The sequence below is a fragment of the Secundilactobacillus sp. MJ173 genome, from assembly GCF_059704265.1.
Map to the genome: position 1 here is coordinate 12,773 of NZ_BAAKGN010000019.1, position 23,141 is coordinate 35,913.

Sequence of the window (23,141 nt, forward strand, 5' to 3'; positions counted from 1 at the left end):
ATTCATTAATATCATTTTTTTACAATGATTACCTGACAGACTTACGGCAACTCAGCAGCATCAAACTCAGCAGACTAACAATGAAGAAAACTAAAACGATCACCGTCACCATTGGCGGAAAGAACAGGCTCAACAGCGTCAAAACACCAAATAGAACTAAACAATAACCGATTGAACGTAAGTCACTTTGGCCATCAACCTTTCCGGGATGAAAACCGCTCTTTTTCACACTTTCCAACGGAACTGTTGGCAAATAGTTACCGATGAAAATAAGAATGGCAGCCACCATGATCACCGTCCACAGTCGAATATCAACGGTCTTGCCTAATCCATACCGGATCGTAATGGTGTAGGCCACGATTGTGATGACTGGAAAAATCCAAGCGACAACCCGTTCCATCCGTGGTGCTGGCCGTCCCTTTGCACTAGCGTGATAAGTTGCACCAACTGCCACCAAATGAATCAGTAACATCAAACAAGGCAGTCCAAAGACTACCATCGGTCTTGCCATCCATCCGTTAGGCTGATCATTGAATCCCCAGTGCGTCACCATCCGAGCTGGTAGTTGATTATAGACGCTTATACCATATAACATTGGTGCTAGAATAACTAAACTCGTTACCAATAAAGACTTCCATTTACTTTTCATCATCGTGACCTCCCTTTCCTAAACCGTATATCCACGTCAGCACGTCTTCAAAAACACTGGCATTCAAATCGTAGTAAATATAGTTCTTCTCTTTTCGTTCCGTAATCAGCCCTGCCTGTTTAAGCAACTTCAAATGGTAGGAAACCGTTGCCTGCTTCAAATCAAAATGGGCTGCAATCTCACCCGCAGCATACGGTTTCGTTTTTAGCAACTCCAAAATCTGTCGACGCACCGGATCCGAAATTGCTTTCAGCGTTTCACTTATCGCCATGTACATCAATCCAATCTATTTAGATTAATTTCTAAATAGATTATAACATGTTAGAATTACAAAGTGTTAAACTATTTAGATTAATTTCTAAATAGAATGATACCAACCCTCTTAATTTTCCAGCGTGATAGAATAGAACCATTCATTAATATCTTGGAGGTATTTAAGTGGAAACTCAAAAACTGCAGGCTTTCGTCACCGTAGCAGCTACCCGAAGCTATACTGAAGCCGCCGAACAACTATATACCACGCAAGCAACCGTTTCGAAACAAATCTTATCCCTTGAAAAAGAGTGGGGTGTCATCCTCTTCTCTAGAGCACATCATCAAGTTCAACTGACCGTCATGGGACAGGAGTTACTCCCAAAAGCGCAAGCCGTTCTGGCCGCCGCAAACGATCTCAGTGCTACCATTACCAAACAAAATGAGTCTCTTAAACTCATGACGATTCCCTCTATTTCAGGATATCGGGCGTTCAATCAAATCGCTAGTTACCATCGTCTTCATCCGGAAGTGAACTTGCAAATGACCGAAATTGAAAACGATGCCGTAGAACGTGCACTAAGCAATGACACTGCCGACATTGTTTTTACCCGATTATTCGCTAAATCAACTCTAAACGTTGAATCTTGCGTTAGTGAAACGGATGAATTTTACGTGGTTTTACCTAAATCATCACCTCTGGCCAATCAAACGACTCTTGAAGCAGCTGACCTTGCTGACAGTGATTTACTGCTACTGGGCGAGTCTACCTATACCTATCAACCCATCCAACAACTCTTTAATGAAGCTGGAATAACCCCCAAAATCACCTATAAGGGTCAGCGAATTGACTTGATTCTTGGCATGATCAGCCGCGGGTTCGGCTTATCCATCATGATGAAAAAGACCGTTGACCTTAGGGATTATCCGGATTTAACCGCCATTAAATTAACGCCTACTGTCAGTTCCCAACTGGCATTTCTACGTAAAACTGGGACTCACAGTCACGCCAGCGACAGCTTTTGGACCTTCATTCAGCAGAAATAAACGGGCGCTCCTTTATTATTCACCGACTATTCCAATTCGGCATACTCAGTCATCTATTCTGAATTGTTCCACCTCTTCACTCCCCATATAATTTAAGTATAAGAAAACGGAGGAATGAACGATGTCAGACAAATATGACTTACGTAAAGTGCTAGATGAGATGAAATCAATTCCAGGACAATACCATGAAACCGATAAGAAAATTGATCCTAACGCCGATTTAGCTGGTGTTTACCGCTATATTGGCGCTGGTGGTACCGTTCAGCGCCCGACTCAAGAAGGTCCAACCATGATGTTCAATAACGTCAAAGGTTTTCCCAATTCTCGGGTACTGATTGGCCTGCAAGCTTCCCGAAAACGGGTTGGCCAGATTTTGCATCATGACTACCACACTTTGGGTCAAATGCTAAACGAAGCTGTAACCCATCCGGTTAAGCCAGTCGAAGTGACACATGAAGAGGCACCCGCTCAAGAAGTCGTTCATTTAGCCGGTGACCCTGATTTCGATATTCGTAAACTTCTGGCTGCGCCAACCAACACGCCAGAAGATGCGGGTCCCTACATTACCATGGGTGTCGTTTATGGTCACAGTCCAGCTGGTGATAAAGAAGACGTCACGATTCACCGGATGGTTCTAGAAGACCGCGACACCATTGGTATGTACATTATGCCTGGTGGCCGTCACATTGGTGCGTTCTTGAAGCAATACGAAGCAGAAAACAAACCAATGCCGATCACCATCAACATTGGTTTAGACCCTGCCATCACAATTGGTGCCACTTTTGAGCCACCGACCACACCGCTTGGCTACAATGAACTGCAGGTTGCTGGCGCATTACGAAATCAACCCGTAGACGTTGTTCAAGGTACCACGGTGGACGCTAAAGCCATTGCCCGCTCAGAATGGGTCATCGAAGCTGAAATCTTACCAAATGAAAAAATGCAGGAAGATATCAATACTAACACCGGTTATGCCATGCCTGAATTTCCAGGCTACAACGGCTCAGCCAACCCTGCAGTGAACGTGGTTAAGATTAAAGCCGTTACCCATCGTAAAGACAACCCAATCGTTCAAACAACCATTGGCCCCTCAGAAGAACACGTTTCTATGGCGGGCATTCCAACTGAAGCCTCTATTTTAAGCTTAGTTGACCGCGCTATTCCAGGAAAAGTGAAGAACGTCTATAATGCACCAGCTGGTGGTGGCAAGCTCATGACAATCATGCAGATCCATAAAGATGATGAAGCCGACGAAGGCATTCAACGTCAAGCTGCACTACTAGCATTCTCAGCATTTAAAGAATTAAAAACCGTCATCCTAGTTGATGATGACGTGGACATTTTTGATTGGAACGACGTCATGTGGACGATTAACACCCGTTTCCAAGCAGACCGTGACATCATGGTCCTTGAAGGCATGCGAAACCATCCACTGGATCCTTCTGAATTACCAGAATACGATCCTGCCCGTATCCGTGTACGTGGCATGTCATCAAAACTGGTTTTAGATGGGACGGTGCCATATACCATGAAGCACGAATTCAAGCGAGCCGGCTTCAAAGAAATGCCAAATTGGCGAGATTATTTAAAGTAACGTTAGCTTTGGCTGATTAAGGAGGAACTTAGATGAAGAAAATTGTTGTTGGCATTACTGGCGCATCCGGAACAATCTACGGTGTTCGACTACTTGAAGCGTTAGCCCAAGACCCCAGTATTGAAACTCACTTAGTCATGAGTCGGTGGGCTAAGGAAAACTTAGCCGTTGAACATACTGGCTACAACGAAAAAGAAGTTCGTGAGTTAGCTGACGTAGTATACGATGATCGTGACATGGGCGCGGCAATTGCCAGTGGCAGTTTTCAACACGACGGGATGGTCATTGTTCCAGCTAGCATGAAAACCGTAGCTGGCATCGCAACCGGGTTAGCAGATAATCTGATTGCTCGAGCAGCTGACGTCACTCTAAAGGAGCGCCGACCACTACTGTTAGTGCCTCGTGAATCCCCCTTTAACCAAATTCACCTCGAAAACATGCTGAAACTTTCGCGGATGGGAGTGGAAATCATTCCGCCCATTCCAGCCTTCTATAACAACCCCAAAACAATTGACGACTTAATCGATCACAATACGATGAAATTGCTAGACCACTTACACCTCAGCAACGATTACAGCTCACGTTGGCAAGGGTTAGCAACGGCCAAGAAGACTAACAGGCAGGTAGAGCATCATGTTTGAGAAGACATTCAAAGTGAATCAGGCAGGTTTTGAGATGTGTGCAAAACTGTCCCGTGAAAATCAAGATGTCCTATTAGAAATCACTGGCGGTGATGTGCCACATTATGGCGTTGTGACTATTGTCAGCCCTCATCAGCTCACACAAACGGTTGCATTACCAAGTCGACCAGGCCACCATCACCAAGAAGGTGTCCTCACCGAACGGATTGCTAAAATTATTGCGCCAGTTTTACAGAGCAACGCCTTTATTATTGGTGGCCTGCATATCAATAACATTACTCCTCAACAAATGGCCGCTACAGCTACCATGGCTCAGCAGTTAGGCAAACAGATTCGCGCTTATCTGAGCAGTCATCCGCGGAACAAAATCATCGAAAAATTTTCGTAATGCAAAAATGACTTCAAGGTGCCACTTAGGCACCTTGAAGTCATTTTGCTTTAGACGAACATGCTATTCATTATAATCCATGCGAATAATTACTGGGTCAGCCGTCAGAAAGTCACCAACACCGCTCAGAAAAGCTTGAAAATGCGGGGTATCATTGTGAAAAGCTACGGCATCAGCGTCTTGCCAGTGCTCAATAATCTCATAATCCGTATCACTGCCGAGTTTCTTGAAATGATTATAACTCACATTACCAGCCTCGTTGCGTGACCCCTGAACCAGTTTATCGATAAATGCCTCATAGTCTGCCTGCTGTCCCGGCTTAACCGCCAATTCCACGTTAATCACTTTCATGATGTGACCCCTTTTCTATTTAATAATCTTATTATTAAGGATTTAATACCCTATTTCAATTAAACAGACTTCTTTTAAAGTAAATGGCTGTGAGCCCCTTGGGGAAATCACAGCCACTTACTGCTTGATAAATTACCATCAAGATTAATATACCACTAATTTACTGAGGCACAACTATTTTAAGTAAAAAGTACTTTGAAAAAGCTAATGTACGAATTGCCTTTATTCGTTATCATTGCTTTATTGTGAAAGATTTATTAAAAATTTCATTCATCATATTCGTGAAAATTAACCGAAAACGTTAATGTATAAGTCTACAAACATGAACTTATTTTTCATAAGTGTTTTTAATTACTTTAAATGTGCTTTATGATATCATCGGTGATGGAGGGTGAAACATTATCAATTTGTTATTGTAACGTGGGCTTATACAAAAAGGAGTAGGGGATTTACTATGTCAAAAAATAATATGAGATCACCATTTATTGAAAAAAAGTATCACGTGAATCTTTATAAAAGAGGCAAAAGTTGGGTAGCTATGGGCATCACTATGGCTACCCTTACTGGCGTTTCATTTGTAATGACGACCAACGCCAATGCGGCAGAAAACACGATTAATGAGCCAGCCCCCACCATTAGTCAAACTAACTCGCCCGGAAAAGCAGCAGCCGATACGGGTTCTCAAAAAGGATCAACTACTTTATCATCCGATAACACAGGCAATCCATCGACAGATACCCCTGTTGCAGATCGAAACGTCGACCAACCAGCACAACCAAACATCAATAATTCAGCTGCCGGTACGGGCAACCAACCGGTCCCACAAGCAGCACATGTGACGGCTCCAACGCCGGCGCCTGTTCCGAGGCCAGAAACACCCACACTCTCTGTAGGACCAACTGTTACCACCGCCGACAAATCGGGTGCGGCTTCAACGGATCCGCATAATACTGGTAGCAGTAACGATACCCCAACTGAGGTTTCAGGTGAAGACGTTGCTAAGAACTTTGTTGCTGGCGGTAGCAACGGAACTACTACACCTAAAATCAACGGCAACACCGTGGATTTAACTAACCCCACCGATCCTACTTACGTTCAAAACGGTGTGGTTGTGGCTAAAGACGCAGTTGACTTCAATACTGACTTTAGCTTAAATGCCACAGTAAACGTTAAGTGGGATAGCACCATGGGCGGCTGGCTCGGTGGTGACGGTATGGCTGTTTCCTTTCAACCAGTATCAATGTCTGATGCCATGACTAAAGCTGGCCGCGGCAGTGACATGGGCTTAGTTAGAGACACTGATGGGACAATTAGTTACATTATTTCCACCGATGCTATTAAACAATCGCCTGAAAAAAATGACGGTCAAATATTCACCAAATTAGAAAACTGGGTCATTTACCAGTCGGGCAGTAATAGCAAGCAAGCTACTGGCGGTGTATATGATACCGGTGTTGCACTACCTCAAGGAGCATCCAATGGCAGCTTAAACTATACATTTGACGTTACCTATAAGGCTGACACCAAACAACTGGCAACCAATATTGTGGACAATAATAACCAAATTGTTAAAACGTACACTCAAACTATTGCGGATGACCAAGTTGGTAAGAACTATTTACTCGGTGTCACCGCCGCTACGGCCTCTTCAAAAGCCGCTTATAGCGTCACAATCAACAAATATACCTATGTCCCAGCAGACGCCAAACTAAACATTACCAGCAATATGCCTAAGGTTGCCCAATCAGATATTAATGGTACGCCTGGGCAAGTGATTGCGTTCTATCAAGAAGGCACTACCAAACCAACAACTGATAATAAGGGCAATGCTGTTTCTGTAGCATATACCGTTCCCGCAGTTAAAGGCTATACACTTTCACCACAGTTCATTACCTTGGCTGCTGGCGGCGAAAACACCGTTGCTATTGACTACAAAGCCGATACCCAAACCATGGTTGTGAAAGTTGGCGATAAAACTTGGACGACTACTGGTCCGTCAGATAGTGCAATTAACTACGATCAACAGGCTATTTTGGCCCTCGTTCCAAAAGGCTACACGATCAACAGTAATACTTCTAAAGACGTATTTGACAATATCTTAAAACAAATCAATGCTCCAACAACATTTGACGATGATACAGCTAATAATCAGTCAATTACACTGCCACTAAAACCAGCAGAGGACTTTAACCACACCACAACGACGCGGACGATTCATTTCGTTGATAGCACTGGTAAGACTGTTTCACCAGACATTGTTCAAACCGTGAACTGGGTTCGGACTAACGACGCAACTACTGATCCAGAAAATAGTGCTTATTCTCCAATGGATTGGTATACCAGCATTACCGTTCCCGCAATTGCGGGGTATACGCCTGATATCAGTAACGTTGTTGAAGATTATCCAGTGATCACCGATAAGCCTGAAAATGCTAAAGATATCACTGTCACTTACACAGCCGATACACAAACCATGACTGTTAAGGTTGGCGACAAGACTTGGACCACCACGGGGCCTTCAAATAGCGATATTAACTATGACGCTAATGCCATCTTAGCCTTGGTTCCCGATGGCTACAGTATCACTTCCAATACGTTTGGTACTACCATTGAACAAATCTTAAGTTCGGCACCAAAACAATTTGATACCGACATCGCAAAAGATCAAAGCTGGACGCTGCCAATTTCACCTGCTGAAAGCTTTAACCATACTACTACGACGCGAACGATTCACTTTGTCGATGAAAACGGCCAAACCGTTTCACCTGACGTGGTCCAAACCGTTAACTGGGTGCAAACAGTCAACGCTGCTACTGGCGAACCGACAGATGCATACCGACCAATGGATTGGTATACTAGTGCGACTGTTCCTACCATTGATGGTTACACACCTGATACCAGCAACATTGCCGAAGACTACCCAATGATCACCGACAAGCCTGTAAACGCTACTGATATCACCGTTACTTACACAGCCGATACCCAAACTATGGTTGTGAAGGTTGGTGACAAGACTTGGACCACCACTGGCAAATCCGATACCGCTATCAACTACGATACCCAAGCTATCTTAGCTTTGATTCCAGATGGCTACAGTATCGATAGCAACCAATCAGCAACTACTATCGAAGACGCGCTCAAATTGGCACCGGCTAAATTTGACACAGATTCCAAACATAATCAAACTTGGACTTTGCAAATTTCCCCAAAGGAAAGTTTCAACCACACGACTACGACGCGGACGATTCACTTTGTTGATGAAAACGGCCAGACCATTTCACCTGACGTGATTCAAACCATTAACTGGGTGCAAACAGTCAACGCTGCTACTGGTCAACCGACTGATGTCTATACCCCAATGGATTGGTATACCAGCGTAACTGTTCCAACGGTTGCTGGGTATACGCCCGAAACCACTGATATTGCCGAAGATTATCCAATGATCACCGATAATCCCGAAAATGCCAAGGACATCACCGTCACCTACGCAGCTGATACCCAAACCATGATTGTTAAAGTTGGCGACAAGACTTGGACGACGACTGGTGCTTCAAATAGTGAGATTAACTATGACACTAATGCCATCTTAGCCTTGATTCCCGATGGCTACAGTATCACTTCCAATACGTTTGGTACTACCATTGAACAAATCTTAAGTTCGGCACCAAAACAATTTGATACCGACATCGCAAAGGATCAAAGCTGGACGCTGCCAATTTCACCTGCTGAAAGTTTCAACCACACCACCACAACGCGGACGATTCACTTTGTTGACAGCACAGGTAAGACGGTTTCACCAGACGTTGTTCAAACTGTTAACTGGGTACAAACTATTAATGCGGCTACTGGTAAGCCAACTAATGCATATACCCCAATAGATTGGTATACAGCCATGACTGCTCCAACCATCACGGGTTATACACCAGATCAAACTAGTGTTGCAGCTGAATATCCAATGATTACCGATGCGCCAACAAACACGACGACTATCACGATTGTCTATACTGGCAATCAAGTTAGGGCCGATGTTGCCATTCCAAGTAGTCAAGGGTCTCAAACGGCTACCAATGTTACTGGTAAAGTTGGTGAAACTATCTCTGTTCCCGTTCCAACAATCGACGGCTATACAGCTGATAAGTCTGTGGTGAGTGCTACAGTTAACCCGGACGGCACGATTACTGTCAACGGGCCAAAGGACAAGCCTGGCGATGCTGGATACGTGACCTATACCGCAAACAGCACCAACGGCAACAATCCTAGTCAACCTGGCGATAACAATAATCCTGGTAACACTGATAACACGCCGCAGACTGGTACCGATATCTCACCAACTGATGAGACGACGCAACCAGATACAGTCCCGACTGAAACGCCAACAACGACAGATACCGACAGTGAGACAGCTACCAGTCAAAACGTAACTGTAACTGAAACCGAAGCCAGTCAAGGTATCAGCCAGTTTGCTGGTCACGGTTCACCAACCGCAGTAACCAACACCCAGTTGTCGCATTCAGTGGCGACTTCCGGTAAAACCACAACTGGTCAGCAGAAGGGTCAATCCGCTACCGGTGAATTACCACAAACCAATGAACAATCGAATCAAACTAAAACAGCTGGGGTTCTTGGCTTGATAATGCTGAGTCTATTGAGTCTGTTCGGTCTTAAAAGAAAAGAAACCGCCGACAAATAATCAGTAGACTGGAGATCAAGCCAGGATAGACATAGCGAATATCGCTATTGCCCTCCCCTCCAGAATTTAAGAGAAGATCAATCTTTCCGATTGGTCTTCTTTTTTATGCACTCCGCAAACATCATCAATATGCGAAAAAAGCCTAATATCTAAGTGGCTTTACCACTTAGATATTAGGCTTTAAAAGTAATCGTTTAATTATAGTGGCTCATCCCTCAAGTTGTGCAATCTGCTTAAGGATTGCTAAGAAATCAGCCTGAGTCACACGACCATCGGTGACTGCTAAACACTGTTTTAAAGCGTCTTCTTGCGTCTCCAGTGCAGCCTTGATCTTAGGATACAGCTCCTCACCAGCAGTGGTCAGTTTAAGCTCATAACGGCGGCCATCCGTTGGTGACTGTCGCTTATCTACCAAACCCATTTTAGCCAATTTAGCGATTTCGCGATTGACATTGCTTTGATGACGACTATCCGAGCGTACCAACTCATCTTGGGTAATTCCCGGATCATCGTGCAATTTCAAAATGAAGAAGAATTGTGCCCGATTGACACCAAAAGGTTTTAACCTTTTTTCCAATACTCGAATAGCCATATTGGAAGCCGTATGCAACTGTTTGCTGATGGTATTTTCGTTTTTATCTGCAATCATGCAATCACCACCTAAGCGTTGACAACGGCGAACTGCTGACGAATATGCTTAGGAGTTTCGATTTCGTCCAATAAAGCAGCGGCGAAGTTAGCGAAAGAAACTTCAGCTTTACCATCAGCACTGATAATCACCTGGTCAGTACCCAACTTATAGCTGGTCTTAGGACCGTCAACAAATTCAGTTGATGGGGTAATAACAGTCCAGTTCACGTCTTCAACCCACTTAATAAAGTCGTATTCGTGATCTTGTTGGATCATGCCACCAAGCCAAGGTTGGCCAGCGTACTTTTTAAGCGTGTCAGCAAGTAACGTTTCGCCCGTTTCATTGTGAAGAATTGAGGCACCAACAACAAACGCCAAACGAGTACTGTCATCTTCCCTAAAAAAGCTCACTAAACGAGCGGCTAAATCAAGGTGTTGGTAAGTTTTATCTGACGCAAAGGCATCAACCACAACGTCATAACCAGCTAAGTCATCACGGGTCAGCGTCATGGCATCTTTTTCAACAATGGTGACGTCATTTCCCAGTAAATTCTTAGCCTTTTCGCCATCACGAACGAGCGCCGTAACTTCATGCCCTCGGTTCATAGCTTCCCGAGTGACAACTTGACCAACGTTACCCGTAGCCCCAATAATACCAATTTTCATAAGATTTGTTCTCCTTTTTAGTAAACCTTCTATTTAATATGACTCTTCTTTGCAACTATGCAAGTCTAATTCTATCCTTCTTACAGGTTAAATAATTTTTCCGCAGTACCATGTGCGATTGTTTCTCGTTGCTCATCCGTCACATCGGCTTGTTCCAGAAATTCACGAACCGTTTTGCCTGATTGAACGTATGGAAAGTCCTCTGACCACATGATGTGATCGGCGCCCATTTCAGTTAAAGCTAACTGCATCTGTGGTGCAGTAAACATTCCGGATGGTGACAGATAAACCTGGCGTCTGTAGTAATCCGAGAACTTCAGTGGTAAATCTGTAATAATTGGGCTGAAACCGTTGATTCGTTCCACGAACATCGGGATAAATTCACCCCAGTGACCAGTAGCTAATTTCACGTTAGGATATTTTTCCAACAAACCGGCCGTAATAATCCGCAGTACCTGAATACCGGCTTCCATGTGCCAGCCCCACATTGCGCCGGCCATCATGGTTGCGCCTAATGCTGAGTAGGCCTTGCTGTCATATAACATGGCCTTTTGGTCATTGGAAATGACACCGGGATGCAGATAAAGGGTGGTGCCAAGCTTGTCAGCCATGGCAAAAATGGCTTCAAATTTCGGATCATCAAGGAACTGTCCGTTGATACTGCCGCTAATGATACCGCCCTTCATGCCTAACCTAGTCACGGCGTATTCCAGCTCTTCGGCAGCCTTATCTGGTACGTTGGCTGGTAAAGTTGCTAAACCAGCAAACCGTTCTGGATATTGACTGATTTTTTCAGCTAAGGTTTCGTTTTGAGCATGGGCACCAGAAACAGCGTATTGATCAGGCAAAACTTGTGGTGAGTTACCAGCGTCAGAAATCACTTGCATATCAATGCCGTTTTTATCCATGTAAGCAATCTTGTTACTGAAATCTACCAGGTCAGGCCTTAACTGATCTTGTCTTGGGTTATTGTTTTTAACTTCCGAATACTTGTTGAACTGACTAATGTTTTTATCAGTATCGTAATGTTCTTCTACTGTAATAAGTTTCAAGCTAATCCTCCTGTAACTGCTCACCTATTCGTGAGCCAAACCTTTAAGTGAAATGAGTGTAGCACATTTATATGCACGTGCATAGTTTTATTTAAAAATTTTTCAGCCAACTACCTGTCGACTGTTCATCTTAAATCTCAAAACAATGTCGTTTAACTTTTGAACCAAAATGAGTATAGCATAAATATATGCGCGTGCATAGTTATTTCCTAACTTTGTTAAATCATTAAGTTTATACCCCCTATAAAACCCCAAAAAACGGTATTTTTAACATAAAAAATAATCATCACTCCAATAAAGTGTGATGATTATCGTCAAAATGAGTTTATTTTTTAAAACTGAAAACTAATCTGATTACCAAGCAACCTTACCCGCTTCTTGAGTAAAGGTCCCGTTAGCATCATTCTTAGGGTCACTAGCCATTTCGATTCCTCGACGGGCACCATCAGCAACTGATTGGGCACCGTGTTCCTCAAAGGCTTTTTTGTTGAGCAGATCCGTTGCAGTCATGCCGGGATCGACTGAGTTAACCGTTACACTAGTCCCCTCAAGCTCCTTGGCAAAGGAAACAGTGATCCAGTTAACAGCACCCTTCGAAGCAGAGTAGGCAAACGAATTCAAGTGGTAGAATAAAGAAATCTTATCCATAGCGGCAGTCAATGAACCCATTTCACTGGAAACGTTCAAAATTTTACCAAATGGTGCTTTCTTCAGTAATGGTAAAGCGGTACGAACCATCGCTGTGGTGCCAAAAAAGTTGGTATCAAAAACCTTCCGTAGAAATTCATCTGAGGTTTCGGATGGTTTCTTCGGTGCACCACCAGAAATACCGGCATTATTTAGCAGAATGTTTAGGTAGCCAAACTTCTTGTCAATGGCAGCCATGGTGCTGTCAATAGTGCTTTGATCCGTGATATCGCAATGAACCAGGTCCACCGAGATTCCTTCTGCATTCAGTTCTTCCTGGGTCTTCTTACCAGCATCCATGTCATAGGCACCGATAAAAATATGCTGGCCCTTTTTGCCCAACTGTTCAGCATATTCGCGACCAAGCCCTTTTTCTGCACCAGTAATCAACGTCACAACTGTCTCTTTTGACATCCTTCTATTCCTCCGTATCTTCTAGATTCACAAATTGCATTTACTCTGTCAATTATCCAGCGATCACTGCGCTTTGGCGGATGACCAGTGGCTACCGGTCATTAGTCACCAAACAACTACGTCAGGTTGGTATCTATCCTGGCCAAGAAAATGTTTTGGTCGAATTATTAAACTACGGCGAGCTGTCACAAAATGACCTTGTCAAACGGTTGGTTGTGAATCATTCAACGATTGCCAAAACCGTTTCACGACTAGTGTCATCCGGCTTGGTCTCGACGGTGAAATCAACCGCAGATGGCCGGATTACCTTGGTCTCCTTAACGGATCAGGGTCAAATAACAGCTCAACAAGTTAAGCAAATCCTCGATCACGCGGAAATGATTTTGTTGAAAGGACTCTCCAAGGACGACCAGGAGGCCTTTGTTTCAATGGCCAATCAAATCAGTTCTAATCTATCAACTGAAGCTAACGGCAAGTAGTCGATATCAGTCATTTTTGAGTCATATCCATGGTGATTGCCAATCATGCTCACTTAATAACTTGTTAAATTAAAAAAATGTTTCCTATCTGTTCTTGCGGTTTCTGGTCCAGATCTTTATCTATTAGCACTTACAATTTAAAGCTTATCACGAAAATATGTGGCTGGCAACACTTTTGTGTAGTCGGCAACATATTTTTTTATCACTACCGTCTTTTCAAGACCAAGACAAACATTAATTCATTTCACTCAGTAATTGGACAAATAATTCACCGGCAACACTCAGTTGTCGATACGAGTAAATCGCGGTTAATTTAGGTGCAACCATGTCCGTACGAATAGTAACCAATTGTCCCGAATTCAGCGCATCTTGCACACAGAACGTTGGTAAAAAGGTCACTCCTAATCCAGAAATGGTTGAGTTACGAATCGTTTCAATGCTCCACAACTCCATCTCTGGTCTTAAACGTATCCGTTTTTCAGCCAAATACTGATCAAATAATTCTAAATACCGTGCGTGTGGATCATTCATCAAGGCGCACACATTCTTATCCTGATCTGGGGTAATGAAATCTTCATCAGCTAGTTCTGGTGCGGCAACTAATGACAATGAGTAATCTTTAATCACCCCCGTGTGAATTGCTGCAGGATAATTACGTACATCATAATGGATCGCAATATCAGCTTTACCATCCACCATTTGTGAATAGATATCGTAGCAGTTTAACACTCGAATCACCAGTTCTACCCCCGGTGCTTGCTGTTTAAACTGTTTTAAAACATCTTGCATCTGGTAAGTTAGCAAAGACTCCGGTACCGCTACAACTAAGCGACCCACTGGTTCATCTGCATGGTCCGCAAGGCGTTCAAGCGCGGCAGCATCCGCCACCAATTGGTTAATCAACGGCATGGCCGCGGTACCTTGACTAGTTAACACCATTTTGCGCCCTACTTTATTAAAAAGGTTGATACCAAGTTGCGTTTCAACTTGCTGCACCTGGAAAGTAACCGTTGAAGGCGCGTAATTCAGTAATGCCGCAGCTTTTTGAAAACTACCCGCAGTCTGAATCGCTTGGATGGTTTTTAAATATTTCAGATCCATTTCATCACCTCTTGATTTCCGACTGATTCGTAAATAAGATTCAATATTATTGAAGTGAAAGCTCAATAATTTCAACTAGACTGAACCTTTAGACAACTATATACTAGAAGACATCAGTAGAAATTAGGAGGCTTTTTATGAAAATTCAACCATTCAAATCTAATCCCAATGTTATCGCCGAATTAGTCGATTTAATCCTATACTGCCAAAATAAAGAGGCTGGTTTGGGTATCCCCATGGCCGAACAACCAGACGTTTTCGAAATTCCCGATTATTATCAAAATCGTGGCGGTCAGTTTTGGATCAGTTTTGACGACGACGGCCACGTCGCTGGATGCATTGGGCTTTTACGTGTCACGGACACCACTGCCGTTTTAAAAAAATTCTTCATTTACCCCCAATTTCGGGGTCGGCCGGTCAGTTTAGGTTGGCAGCTCTATCAAACTCTCCTAGAAGAAGCTAAACACCGTGGGTTCCAACGATTAGTACTTGATACACCAGAGGGTGAGCACCGTTCCCATCGTTTTTATGAACGTCAGGGCTTCGTTCAGTGTTCCTATGAAGACTTGGGTGTGGAGTACGCCTTTCCTGATCGTGATAGCCGCTTTTACCAATTGACGCTTTAATTATAGTTAAAAAAATTCACCCTATTTGCATAGAGTGAGTTTTTTAGTAACAAGCTTTTAAACTATTTGAAGATCATCATTGGTTCTTGCAAGCGTCGATTTTCGATTACCACACGAACAAACCTACCAAGCCTGCGGATAATAGCGAAACCAGAATACCGGAAAGCAACATGTAACCCACATTTTTTGCCACTAGGTCGTTCTTTTCCTTATCTACTAAACCTTTGAACGCACCGATAATCATCCCAGTAGTACCAAAGTTAGCAAACGAGGTTAAAAAGACGGTCATCACGGCACGTAAATGCGGTGTGTAACTGTTGATGACGTTACCGGCAACTTTGCCCATCACCACGAACTCGTTAGTAACCAGTTTTAAACCCATATCCTGTGACAAGATCCAAGCATCGTGTACGGGAAAACCCAGTAACCAAGCAAATGGAAACATAATGACCCCAACGATGTGTTCCAGTGACAAAGGCTGCCAGATCAGTCCCAATAGCTTGTCAGCTAGAGCTGCTAAAGCAACGAATGCGATAACGTTTGCGGTAATAATCAAAATCAAGCGGCCAGCACCCAAAATCGAGTCCCCCAAGTAAGAGAAGAACGGTTCCCGCTTGTTGTCTCCACCTTCTTCTGGATTCACAGTAGCAACGATATCTTCTTCTGGTGAAACCTTCACTGGATTCAGCAAATTAGTGACGATAATCGCATTCAAACAGTTAATTGGCACCGCTGTTAAGACAAATTGTCCAGGTACCATTTGGGTATAAGCGCCGAGGATTGAAGCAGTGACACAACTCATGGACATCATGGCCAGTGTCACGTTTCGGCGGGCACTCATTTGACGCAGTTGCCGGCCAGAAATGGCAAGAACCTCTGTATTCCCCAAAAACATCATTTCAATAGCGAAAAATGATTCAAACCGCGGTTGCCCGGTAATAAATGACAGTCCACGACCCACCCACTTGATGATCCAAGGTAAAACGCCAATATAAGTTAGAATATCAAACAACGGTACGATCATCAGCACGGGTAACAGCGCACTGGTGACGAAATTCATTGCTTTAGCCGTTCCACCAAATTGTGGCGTCACCCAGTTTGGCAGTGCGAAAACAATGCCTTGATATGACACTTGCACCAGCCAGTTAAACCCGTCAGCAGCAGCTTTCACCGCTCCGCGACCAGCTGAGAAACTGGTAAAGAACCACGCCATGGCTAAATTAATAACTAGCATAATACCAACGGAACGCCAATTAATGGCCTTTCGATCTTGTGAAAATAGCAGTCCAATTGCCACAAACACAATCAAGCCAATTAGGTTAATCAAAACGTACATCGTCACCTACCCCCTTTTTCGATCACTTGTAGGTTTTAATGCAGTCAGCTACTAAGTCGAAGAACCCATCACGATTGATTTTCTTTCCGACCTTGGCGTTTGGTGTCTGCTTGAGCACGTTTAATTCATCGCAAACTGTCCGACCGTAACATGGCCCCCGGTTAATATCGACTTCCACAAACATGTCCTGCATGTCAAACAGCGTTGGATCAATCAAGTAACCAATGGTAGTCGCATCGTGAATCGGACCAGCTTCCAGTCCAAACTCTTCGAACTGCGTCTTCAACGTGAAGCGCATGAGGTCACCGAATAACTTACCGGCCTTGTTACCAATTTCTTCCATCCGTTCAATAACGTCTGGGGTGCAGACCGTTTGGTTAGTTAAATCGAGGCCCATCATGACGATTGGCGCACCTGATTTGAAGACCACGTAGGCTGCTTCCGGATCGGCGTAAATGTTAAATTCAGCTGAAGGTGTAAAGTTACCAGTGCCATAAGCCCCACCCATTAAAACGATTTCCTTAATCTTAGGGATAATCAGTGGTTCCATCCGCATGGCAGTGGCAATGTTGGTCAATGGGCCAGTTGGCACCAAGGTGATGTCGCCGTCGCTAGCCATTAAGGTATCGATGATAAACTGAACACCGTTCTTTTTTTCTGGTTGGCGCTTCAATTCTTCAAATACGGGACCATCCAAACCTGTCTTGCCGTGGACATTGCCAGCAACAACTTGTTTGCGAACCAGTGGTTGAGGCATGCCTGGGTAAAGTTTAATATCCATGTCCAATAATTGGGCAACGTTTAAGCCGTTATGAACCGTCTTTTTCAACGTCTGGTTACCAGCGACAATGGTGATACCGAGTAAATCAATGGCCGGGTGAGCGTAAGCCATCAACATAGCAATGGCATCATCGTGACCTGGGTCACAGTCGAGAATAATTTTTTGTGCAGTCATGATAAAATTCCTCCTAGAGTTTAATGTAAGCCCTTACTTACAAATTGAATTATAACGGCGAAATTGCTACACTCAGTATGAGAAATCTCACACTAGGAGTAAAATCATGGAACTAATTGACGACAAAAAATTGAAACAGCGATTCATGACTCAATGCCATTTTGAGGCTCTATTTGGCTCTAATCTGGCACAGAACGCCCAATTATTAAAGTTTAATACACAAGAATACATCGTTGAAAACCTCGTTCGACCAAAATATTTATTTTATTTGGTCAAGGGTAAAGCTAAGCTCTATGACTCGCTAGCAAATGGTAAAGACACCCTCATCGATTTCTTCACGCCACCCTGCTTTATCGGTGAAATGGAATTACTGGATGCTAAAAGCGATCCGTTTAGCGTCCAAGTCATTGATGAGTGCTACTGTCTAGCTTTGCCGGTGGCAAAATATCAGAACCAGTTGTTAGCCGACCCCACCTTTTTGCAAAACGTTTGTATTTACCTCTCTCATAAAAACGCTCGTAATATTAAAACAGCCTCTAGAAATCAAGGCTTTACACTATCCCAACGTTTGGCAGCTTTTATTCTGCTTACCGAACACAACGGTTATTACGACGAAAAACACACCCAAGTATCGGAATACCTAGGTGTGTCCTACCGTCATTTATTATACGTACTTGCCGAGTTTGTGAAGGCCGGTTACTTGAAGAAAGATAAACGAGGTTACCGTATTAACAAGCCAAAGTCGCTGCAGCAGTTAGCTCGGGAAGTGACCTCATCAAATAGTTAAATCACCCTATTGTTTATATCAGCGAATCGTGCTATAACTATCTTTAATTTCACAAACAAATTATCCAAAGAAGAGTAACCAGTGTCACTGACTATAGAGAAGCCGGTCGATGGAAAAGGCTGTTGGTTAACTGGTGAAGATGAACTTTGTCACGATATCAATCTGTTCACGCAGGTTGATCGGTAGGAACCGTTAGCTTCCCTGGTATCGACTTTGTTGGTACCGATGAGGCATTATGTTAATAGTGCGAAATTGGGTGGCATCACGGCGCATTCGTCCCTTGTTTATGGGGACGAATGCTTTTTTTGTGAATAAATTAAAAAGGAGTGTTGTGTTATGAAATTTGTGATTGATCCAAAGGTACTTGACCTAGGTGTCACCATTCGGGGCGTTGAAATTACTGGTGTGAATAACCAGCAGTATCCAGCTGAATTAACCGACTATATTCAGACTGAAATCAATCAGGCTCTGGAAGGACTCGACCGCGATCAAATTAAAACTGACCCGATTATTCAAGGCTTTTGGGATTTACACAAAGCTGTTCACCTACCTAAGCGCAACAACACGCCGGCACCCGCAACCTTACTCAAATTAATTTTAAAACGTGGTGCCCTCGCCTCAATCAATCCCATCGTCGACCTCTACAACTTGATTTCCATTCAAAGTCGCCTTGCTCTGGGCGCCCATGATATTGACCACATTGATGGCAACGCTAACTTACGGCTTACCGATGGCACTGAGCGCTTTGTACCGATTGGCGCTGACAACCAACCTGAACCAGTTAAAGCAAACGAGTACGGCTACATTGATGATAGTAACGAAATTATTTGCCATCTAGAAACCCGACAAGTGGAGAAAACGAAGGTCACCCCCGATACCAATCACGTTTTCTACATCGTGCAAGGCAATCAAAATACCACCCAAGAATACGTCGATGAAATCGCTCAGCAGGTAATTGATTTGACAACTAAATATCTGGGTGGCGAAGGGCATTTTCTCAATTAAAATTCAATCACGACTTTGCCCCGAGTTTTGCCATGAGCAACCAGCTCCAAGGCCTGGTTAATATGATCGAGGTCAAAAACGTGGTCATCAATTGTCGGCACAATCTGGTTTTCTGCCACTATCTTCGTGACTTGCTGGAGTTGCTGACCGTCAGCGCGGACAAAGATGAATCGATAGACACTATCACGCTTACTGGCAAGCTGATCCCACTTTCTCCCAGCTAGGCTGAACAAAACGGTTTTCCAAAATGGTAATTCTTTCGATACCGCAAACTGCTTGTTGGGTCCAGCAACCAAACTTAAAATCCGGCCACCATGTTTCAAAAGGGCAACTTCCCGTTCAATTTCCTTGGCGCCACGCGTATCAATAATGTAATCAACAGCGCTCAAAACAGTCCAATAATCCTCTTTTTTATAATCGAGATATTGGTCGGCGCCTAATTGGGTAATCCGTTCTTTAGCATCCGCATTACCGGAAACAATGACTTTGAGTCCCATTTGTTTCGCAATCGGCACTGCCATTTGGCCAAAGCTACCGGAACCCCCAGGAATAAATAAGGTTTTATTAGGCTGTACTTCTAACTCTTCCGTTAAACCTTGATAAGCTGTTAGCCCGGTCAGTGGTACGGCTACGGCTTGCTTTAATGATAAGTTTTTAGGTGTATACCAGATGGCATCTTGATCAACGGCAACGTATTCCGCAAACCCACCAATTTTATCCAGAGGCAAACGCGAGTAGACTTTGTCACCCACTTCAAATCTTGTTACCTGACTACCTGTTTTCTCAACTACACCTGAAATTTCGTTACCTAACGTTAGTGGCATCTGATAATCTTGGATTAATTTTACGCTACCATTGATATTCATCAGGTCCACGGGATTGACCGCAGCGTACTTTACTTTGATTAAGACCTCACCGGGTGCTGGTTGGGGCTTCTGAACATTATTGATTTGAACATGCAGTGATTTAGAGTACTGATTGATTTGTGCAGCTTTCATGATTTGCCTTCCTTCCATGGTAGTGATCGTATCGTGTCATTAATCACGGCATCAATCATCTGATTATTGATTCGCGATTGGACTCTGACACCAACTAATGCATTGTGTAAGATAGCTGCTAATGCTGATAAATCCACATCGGGCAGTAACTCAGACTGAAACTGACGCAGAACTTCAGTTAAACCCACTTTCTCAGATTCGAAGTATTGACCGATGAGTTGGCCAACTTCTGAATCAACGGCCCCTAACTCAGTGGCCGAATTCACGATCAAGCAGCCTGCAGGAGCGGTATCATCATGATGCGCGTACACGTTAAATATGGTTCTAAGAGTATCCTCCAGATCAGTGGCTGAAGTCAGTTTTGCCTTGATCTCAGTCTTTGTCATCTCGTAGTACACCTGCAGCGCCAACAGAAAAAGCTGATGTTTGTCGCCAAACGTATCGTACATGCTCTGCCGATTAATTCCCATTTCGTTAACCAGGGTGCTCATGGAGGTACCATCGTACCCTTGGCGCCAAAATATGTAAACAGCCTGTTTAAGAACGGTTTCTCGGTCAAATGATTTGGTTCTCATGGGTAATTACCTCTTTCTGGAATGATTGTTCCAGTATAAAATAAATAAAGTTCATTTACAATCCCGATTCTTGCGACTACCCTAAAGACTAAGTTTCAAAAGTGATGTAAAATAAGAACCTTGAACTAAATAACTCGAAAATTACTGGTGACATAATCATGACAGATAAACGAATCATCAAAACCGAACGCGATATTAAACAAAGCTTCTTAAACCTGCTAGCAACCACGCCATTTCAAAAAATCACGGTCAATCAGATTTGTGAAGCTGCGTTGGTATCCCGGTCAACCTTTTACGAACATTTTCAGGACAAATATGATTTACTGGGGCAATTGGTGAAGCAGTACGCCCTACTATATCAGCAATTAATTGAACAGCGCGCCACTGCCATCATTAATCAAGAAGAGCACGTGCTATCCATCCCAGAGATCGCCAGGACCCTGCAAAAACATCGCGATGCATTGAACGTGCTACTCAATATTCACGAAGAAAACTATGATCTACTTGTCCACTGGGAACATAGCTTAAGTCTCACCTGGCACCGACTTAACCATCACTATGGCGCTAACAAGAACGCCCCCGCTGATTTTGTTTCCAGCTTAGAATCGTCTATTGTACTGAACTACATTCGCTGGTCACTAAAAAATGGCATGAATGACGATGCTGCCGCTTTAAGCGAACGCATGATTCAAAGCATCTACAGTGATTCAGTTGGTCAATCAACAGATCCTAAGTAACTGATTTGCAACTAACTGACCGTTATCCTACTCTTTAACGCAGATTGTCCGTTATCGGACGGTGTGCGTTTTTTTGCAGATTGTTGCCTCTCCTAAAGTGATTCATACTAATTGTTGTAAAGAAAACATAGGGGAGGAATTATTTATGAAAAAATGGTTCAAACGTCCATTTGCGTACCTGGCACTATTCATACCCGCAATAATCGGTGGTTTCTTTGTTTTAGGTGGCGTTCCTGGCTTCAGTAAGTTACCAACGTCAACTGATCAGTTAAGAATCACGATTGTGGATCAGGATAAAACCGCAGTAACTAAAAGCCTTAGAAATGGCTTAAAGGATAACGTCCCCTTTAAGCACGTCACCATTTCCAGCAATCTGTCAGCTGCCAAATCACGGCTGTCAAACCGGACGGATGCCATGACCGTTCAGCTGCCGGCAGGATTTACCAAAGATGTGGAATCAGGAAAGAACCCGAAGCTTAACTTCTACGTCAGTGATTCCAACGGGCTGTTACAAAATAACGTGACACGTTCAGTGATCAGCGCGATCCAAGGTAAGATTGCCACTGAATTGACGACGGCCAAAACCACTGGTGCCATGGCCAAGCAAATGGCACCACAAATTGCTAAGCAGGTGGCTGCTAAGGCACAGGCAAATGCCGCCAAACAGCAAGCCGCTGCAGCCAAACAAGGTGGTCAGATGAATCCGGCTGCTGCCAAACAAATGCAACAGAAAATGCAGCAACAGGTCAAACAGACCATCGCTAAGCAAACTCAGTTGCAGGCGCAAAAGGCTGCCAAACAGTTATCCGCAACCCCTGATACCCACACTACTCACCTGCACAAGATCGGTGGTAACTATCAGTACCAAATGGGACCAATGTTCTTAAACATGGGCTTTTACTTAGGTCTCATGATCATGAGCATCATCCTAACCCTGATGTTCATGGGCGCTCGTTATGCCATGGGTAAGTGGCCCGCTTTCTTAATGGCGCAGATCAACGGTGTTCTGGCAACTGTGATTGGTCCCTTGGTCACCGTTTCCCTATTGAGATGCTTCATTCAATTTAATGGTGGCACCTTCATGTCGCTGTTGGGAAGCGAATGGCTGTTTGGGCTGGGCGCCTTTGAACTCTCCTTCTCCCTAGCATTATTATTTGGCGGTGTCCCATCGTTCCTAGTTCAATTACCTTTGATGGTCTCGCAGACCATTGCTGGCGGCGCTATCATTCCACGCCAAGCCATGAATTCGTTCTATCAATGGCTGAGTTATCACACTCCAATGTATCAAGGGGTCTACATGACCTTCAACTCGTTGTACGGTGGTGGTAACGGCAGTGCGTATAGTACAACGCTGTGGTTAATCGTAGCCGGTGGATTAATCGTCACCATTCTGGCAGTAGCAATTGGTTATCGTGGGAAGGAACCGCGTGGCTTTTCTAGATGGATTAAATTTAACTAAATTATAGATATCAACAAAAAGC

The 23,141-nt window shown here is 43.8% G+C and carries 23 protein-coding genes; 11 read left to right on the forward strand and 12 right to left on the reverse strand.

Annotated features, from left to right (window positions below):
- Nucleotides 1-28 precede the first annotated feature (28 nt).
- Entirely contained in the window at nucleotides 29-649 is a 621-nt protein-coding gene (locus tag AC6H04_RS02380) for a DUF1648 domain-containing protein (protein ID WP_497570178.1), read from the reverse strand.
- Nucleotides 639-920: an autorepressor SdpR family transcription factor gene (locus AC6H04_RS02385; RefSeq protein WP_497570179.1), complete on the reverse strand. Its 282-nt coding sequence runs from the start codon at nucleotides 918-920 to the stop codon at nucleotides 639-641. The genes AC6H04_RS02380 and AC6H04_RS02385 overlap by 11 nt, the downstream gene beginning before the upstream one ends.
- 167 nt (nucleotides 921-1,087) lie before the next feature.
- On the opposite strand from AC6H04_RS02385, the gene AC6H04_RS02390 reads away from it, so the two are divergent.
- From AC6H04_RS02390 to lpdD, 4 genes are all read left to right on the forward strand, one after another.
- The gene (locus AC6H04_RS02390; RefSeq protein WP_497570180.1) at nucleotides 1,088-1,948 is read left to right on the forward strand and encodes a LysR family transcriptional regulator; all 861 of its coding nucleotides are present in this window, start codon (nucleotides 1,088-1,090) and stop codon (nucleotides 1,946-1,948) included.
- Between the two features lie 121 nt (nucleotides 1,949-2,069).
- Nucleotides 2,070-3,542: a UbiD family decarboxylase gene (locus AC6H04_RS02395; RefSeq protein WP_497570181.1), complete on the forward strand. Its 1,473-nt coding sequence runs from the start codon at nucleotides 2,070-2,072 to the stop codon at nucleotides 3,540-3,542.
- A 32-nt stretch (nucleotides 3,543-3,574) separates the two neighbouring features.
- Nucleotides 3,575-4,183: a UbiX family flavin prenyltransferase gene (locus tag AC6H04_RS02400; protein ID WP_497570182.1), complete on the forward strand. Its 609-nt coding sequence runs from the start codon at nucleotides 3,575-3,577 to the stop codon at nucleotides 4,181-4,183.
- Nucleotides 4,176-4,571 carry a prenylated flavin chaperone LpdD gene (gene lpdD, locus AC6H04_RS02405; protein WP_497570183.1) on the forward strand — a complete coding sequence of 132 codons (396 nt, stop codon included), beginning with the start codon at nucleotides 4,176-4,178 and terminating at the stop codon, nucleotides 4,569-4,571. The genes AC6H04_RS02400 and lpdD overlap by 8 nt, the downstream gene beginning before the upstream one ends.
- A gap of 63 nt (nucleotides 4,572-4,634) precedes the next feature.
- On the opposite strand, the gene AC6H04_RS02410 is transcribed toward lpdD, so the two are convergent.
- Nucleotides 4,635-4,922: a putative quinol monooxygenase gene (locus AC6H04_RS02410; RefSeq protein WP_497570184.1), complete on the reverse strand. Its 288-nt coding sequence runs from the start codon at nucleotides 4,920-4,922 to the stop codon at nucleotides 4,635-4,637.
- A gap of 454 nt (nucleotides 4,923-5,376) precedes the next feature.
- Between AC6H04_RS02410 and AC6H04_RS02415 the strand changes: the two genes are divergently transcribed.
- Nucleotides 5,377-9,612 (forward strand): mucin-binding protein, encoded by a 4,236-nt coding sequence (locus AC6H04_RS02415; RefSeq protein ID WP_497570185.1) that lies wholly within the window; start codon nucleotides 5,377-5,379, stop codon nucleotides 9,610-9,612.
- A gap of 208 nt (nucleotides 9,613-9,820) precedes the next feature.
- On the opposite strand, the gene AC6H04_RS02420 is transcribed toward AC6H04_RS02415, so the two are convergent.
- From AC6H04_RS02420 to AC6H04_RS02435, 4 genes are all read right to left on the reverse strand, one after another.
- A complete protein-coding gene (locus AC6H04_RS02420) occupies nucleotides 9,821-10,261 on the reverse strand; it encodes a MarR family winged helix-turn-helix transcriptional regulator (protein ID WP_497570186.1) in 441 nt (146 codons plus the stop codon).
- A gap of 11 nt (nucleotides 10,262-10,272) precedes the next feature.
- Entirely contained in the window at nucleotides 10,273-10,908 is a 636-nt protein-coding gene (locus AC6H04_RS02425; protein WP_497570187.1) for an NAD(P)-dependent oxidoreductase, read from the reverse strand.
- Between the two features lie 80 nt (nucleotides 10,909-10,988).
- A complete protein-coding gene (locus AC6H04_RS02430) occupies nucleotides 10,989-11,960 on the reverse strand; it encodes an amidohydrolase family protein (protein WP_497570188.1) in 972 nt (323 codons plus the stop codon).
- 354 nt (nucleotides 11,961-12,314) lie between these two features.
- Nucleotides 12,315-13,061, reverse strand: a complete 747-nt coding sequence (locus AC6H04_RS02435) for an SDR family NAD(P)-dependent oxidoreductase (protein ID WP_497570189.1) — start codon at nucleotides 13,059-13,061, stop codon at nucleotides 12,315-12,317.
- Between the two features lie 80 nt (nucleotides 13,062-13,141).
- Here AC6H04_RS02435 and AC6H04_RS02440 point away from each other — a divergent pair, with 80 nt between their 5' ends.
- Nucleotides 13,142-13,540: a MarR family winged helix-turn-helix transcriptional regulator gene (locus tag AC6H04_RS02440; protein ID WP_497570190.1), complete on the forward strand. Its 399-nt coding sequence runs from the start codon at nucleotides 13,142-13,144 to the stop codon at nucleotides 13,538-13,540.
- A 234-nt stretch (nucleotides 13,541-13,774) separates the two neighbouring features.
- On the opposite strand, the gene AC6H04_RS02445 is transcribed toward AC6H04_RS02440, so the two are convergent.
- Nucleotides 13,775-14,641, reverse strand: coding sequence for a LysR family transcriptional regulator (locus tag AC6H04_RS02445; RefSeq protein WP_497570191.1), 867 nt, complete (start codon nucleotides 14,639-14,641; stop codon nucleotides 13,775-13,777).
- 137 nt (nucleotides 14,642-14,778) lie between these two features.
- Here AC6H04_RS02445 and AC6H04_RS02450 point away from each other — a divergent pair, with 137 nt between their 5' ends.
- On the forward strand, nucleotides 14,779-15,267 hold the full coding sequence (locus AC6H04_RS02450; RefSeq protein WP_497570192.1) for a GNAT family N-acetyltransferase: 489 nt from the start codon (nucleotides 14,779-14,781) through the stop codon (nucleotides 15,265-15,267).
- 106 nt (nucleotides 15,268-15,373) lie between these two features.
- Here the strand turns inward: AC6H04_RS02450 and AC6H04_RS02455 are convergent, their stop codons facing one another.
- Nucleotides 15,374-16,603, reverse strand: coding sequence for a NupC/NupG family nucleoside CNT transporter (locus AC6H04_RS02455; protein ID WP_497570193.1), 1,230 nt, complete (start codon nucleotides 16,601-16,603; stop codon nucleotides 15,374-15,376).
- Nucleotides 16,604-16,625: 22 nt separating this feature from the next.
- Nucleotides 16,626-17,558, reverse strand: a complete 933-nt coding sequence (gene rihB / locus AC6H04_RS02460; protein ID WP_497570194.1) for a ribosylpyrimidine nucleosidase — start codon at nucleotides 17,556-17,558, stop codon at nucleotides 16,626-16,628.
- A gap of 106 nt (nucleotides 17,559-17,664) precedes the next feature.
- On the opposite strand from rihB, the gene yeiL reads away from it, so the two are divergent.
- Nucleotides 17,665-18,345, forward strand: a complete 681-nt coding sequence (gene yeiL, locus AC6H04_RS02465) for a transcriptional regulator YeiL (protein WP_497570195.1) — start codon at nucleotides 17,665-17,667, stop codon at nucleotides 18,343-18,345.
- A 336-nt stretch (nucleotides 18,346-18,681) separates the two neighbouring features.
- Nucleotides 18,682-19,350 carry a B3/B4 domain-containing protein gene (locus tag AC6H04_RS02470; RefSeq protein WP_497570196.1) on the forward strand — a complete coding sequence of 223 codons (669 nt, stop codon included), beginning with the start codon at nucleotides 18,682-18,684 and terminating at the stop codon, nucleotides 19,348-19,350.
- Here AC6H04_RS02470 and AC6H04_RS02475 read toward each other — a convergent pair.
- On the reverse strand, nucleotides 19,347-20,348 hold the full coding sequence (locus AC6H04_RS02475; protein WP_497570197.1) for an NADP-dependent oxidoreductase: 1,002 nt from the start codon (nucleotides 20,346-20,348) through the stop codon (nucleotides 19,347-19,349). The genes AC6H04_RS02470 and AC6H04_RS02475 overlap by 4 nt on opposite strands.
- Nucleotides 20,345-20,923 (reverse strand): TetR/AcrR family transcriptional regulator, encoded by a 579-nt coding sequence (locus tag AC6H04_RS02480; protein WP_497570198.1) that lies wholly within the window; start codon nucleotides 20,921-20,923, stop codon nucleotides 20,345-20,347. The genes AC6H04_RS02475 and AC6H04_RS02480 overlap by 4 nt, the downstream gene beginning before the upstream one ends.
- A gap of 158 nt (nucleotides 20,924-21,081) precedes the next feature.
- Between AC6H04_RS02480 and AC6H04_RS02485 the strand changes: the two genes are divergently transcribed.
- Complete coding sequence (locus AC6H04_RS02485) at nucleotides 21,082-21,660, forward strand: TetR/AcrR family transcriptional regulator (protein ID WP_497570199.1); 579 nt, start codon at nucleotides 21,082-21,084, stop codon at nucleotides 21,658-21,660.
- Nucleotides 21,661-21,805: 145 nt separating this feature from the next.
- Entirely contained in the window at nucleotides 21,806-23,119 is a 1,314-nt protein-coding gene (locus AC6H04_RS02490) for a YhgE/Pip domain-containing protein (RefSeq protein WP_497570200.1), read from the forward strand.
- The last annotated feature ends 22 nt before the right edge of the window (nucleotides 23,120-23,141 follow it).

What these genes read in the sequence shown, in the direction of transcription:
- AC6H04_RS02380 (WP_497570178.1), bottom strand. Translation starts at nt 649, where the DNA reads ATGAAAAGTAAATGGAAGTCTTTATTGGTAACGAGTTTAGTTATTCTA.
- AC6H04_RS02385 (WP_497570179.1), bottom strand. Translation starts at nt 920, where the DNA reads ATGGCGATAAGTGAAACGCTGAAAGCAATTTCGGATCCGGTGCGTCGA.
- AC6H04_RS02395 (WP_497570181.1), top strand. Translation starts at nt 2,070, where the DNA reads ATGTCAGACAAATATGACTTACGTAAAGTGCTAGATGAGATGAAATCA.
- AC6H04_RS02400 (WP_497570182.1), top strand. Translation starts at nt 3,575, where the DNA reads ATGAAGAAAATTGTTGTTGGCATTACTGGCGCATCCGGAACAATCTAC.
- lpdD (WP_497570183.1), top strand. Translation starts at nt 4,176, where the DNA reads ATGTTTGAGAAGACATTCAAAGTGAATCAGGCAGGTTTTGAGATGTGT.
- AC6H04_RS02410 (WP_497570184.1), bottom strand. Translation starts at nt 4,922, where the DNA reads ATGAAAGTGATTAACGTGGAATTGGCGGTTAAGCCGGGACAGCAGGCA.
- AC6H04_RS02415 (WP_497570185.1), top strand. Translation starts at nt 5,377, where the DNA reads ATGTCAAAAAATAATATGAGATCACCATTTATTGAAAAAAAGTATCAC.
- AC6H04_RS02420 (WP_497570186.1), bottom strand. Translation starts at nt 10,261, where the DNA reads ATGATTGCAGATAAAAACGAAAATACCATCAGCAAACAGTTGCATACG.
- AC6H04_RS02425 (WP_497570187.1), bottom strand. Translation starts at nt 10,908, where the DNA reads ATGAAAATTGGTATTATTGGGGCTACGGGTAACGTTGGTCAAGTTGTC.
- AC6H04_RS02435 (WP_497570189.1), bottom strand. Translation starts at nt 13,061, where the DNA reads ATGTCAAAAGAGACAGTTGTGACGTTGATTACTGGTGCAGAAAAAGGG.
- AC6H04_RS02440 (WP_497570190.1), top strand. Translation starts at nt 13,142, where the DNA reads ATGACCAGTGGCTACCGGTCATTAGTCACCAAACAACTACGTCAGGTT.
- AC6H04_RS02445 (WP_497570191.1), bottom strand. Translation starts at nt 14,641, where the DNA reads ATGGATCTGAAATATTTAAAAACCATCCAAGCGATTCAGACTGCGGGT.
- AC6H04_RS02450 (WP_497570192.1), top strand. Translation starts at nt 14,779, where the DNA reads ATGAAAATTCAACCATTCAAATCTAATCCCAATGTTATCGCCGAATTA.
- AC6H04_RS02455 (WP_497570193.1), bottom strand. Translation starts at nt 16,603, where the DNA reads ATGTACGTTTTGATTAACCTAATTGGCTTGATTGTGTTTGTGGCAATT.
- rihB (WP_497570194.1), bottom strand. Translation starts at nt 17,558, where the DNA reads ATGACTGCACAAAAAATTATTCTCGACTGTGACCCAGGTCACGATGAT.
- yeiL (WP_497570195.1), top strand. Translation starts at nt 17,665, where the DNA reads ATGGAACTAATTGACGACAAAAAATTGAAACAGCGATTCATGACTCAA.
- AC6H04_RS02470 (WP_497570196.1), top strand. Translation starts at nt 18,682, where the DNA reads ATGAAATTTGTGATTGATCCAAAGGTACTTGACCTAGGTGTCACCATT.
- AC6H04_RS02475 (WP_497570197.1), bottom strand. Translation starts at nt 20,348, where the DNA reads ATGAAAGCTGCACAAATCAATCAGTACTCTAAATCACTGCATGTTCAA.
- AC6H04_RS02480 (WP_497570198.1), bottom strand. Translation starts at nt 20,923, where the DNA reads ATGAGAACCAAATCATTTGACCGAGAAACCGTTCTTAAACAGGCTGTT.
- AC6H04_RS02485 (WP_497570199.1), top strand. Translation starts at nt 21,082, where the DNA reads ATGACAGATAAACGAATCATCAAAACCGAACGCGATATTAAACAAAGC.
- AC6H04_RS02490 (WP_497570200.1), top strand. Translation starts at nt 21,806, where the DNA reads ATGAAAAAATGGTTCAAACGTCCATTTGCGTACCTGGCACTATTCATA.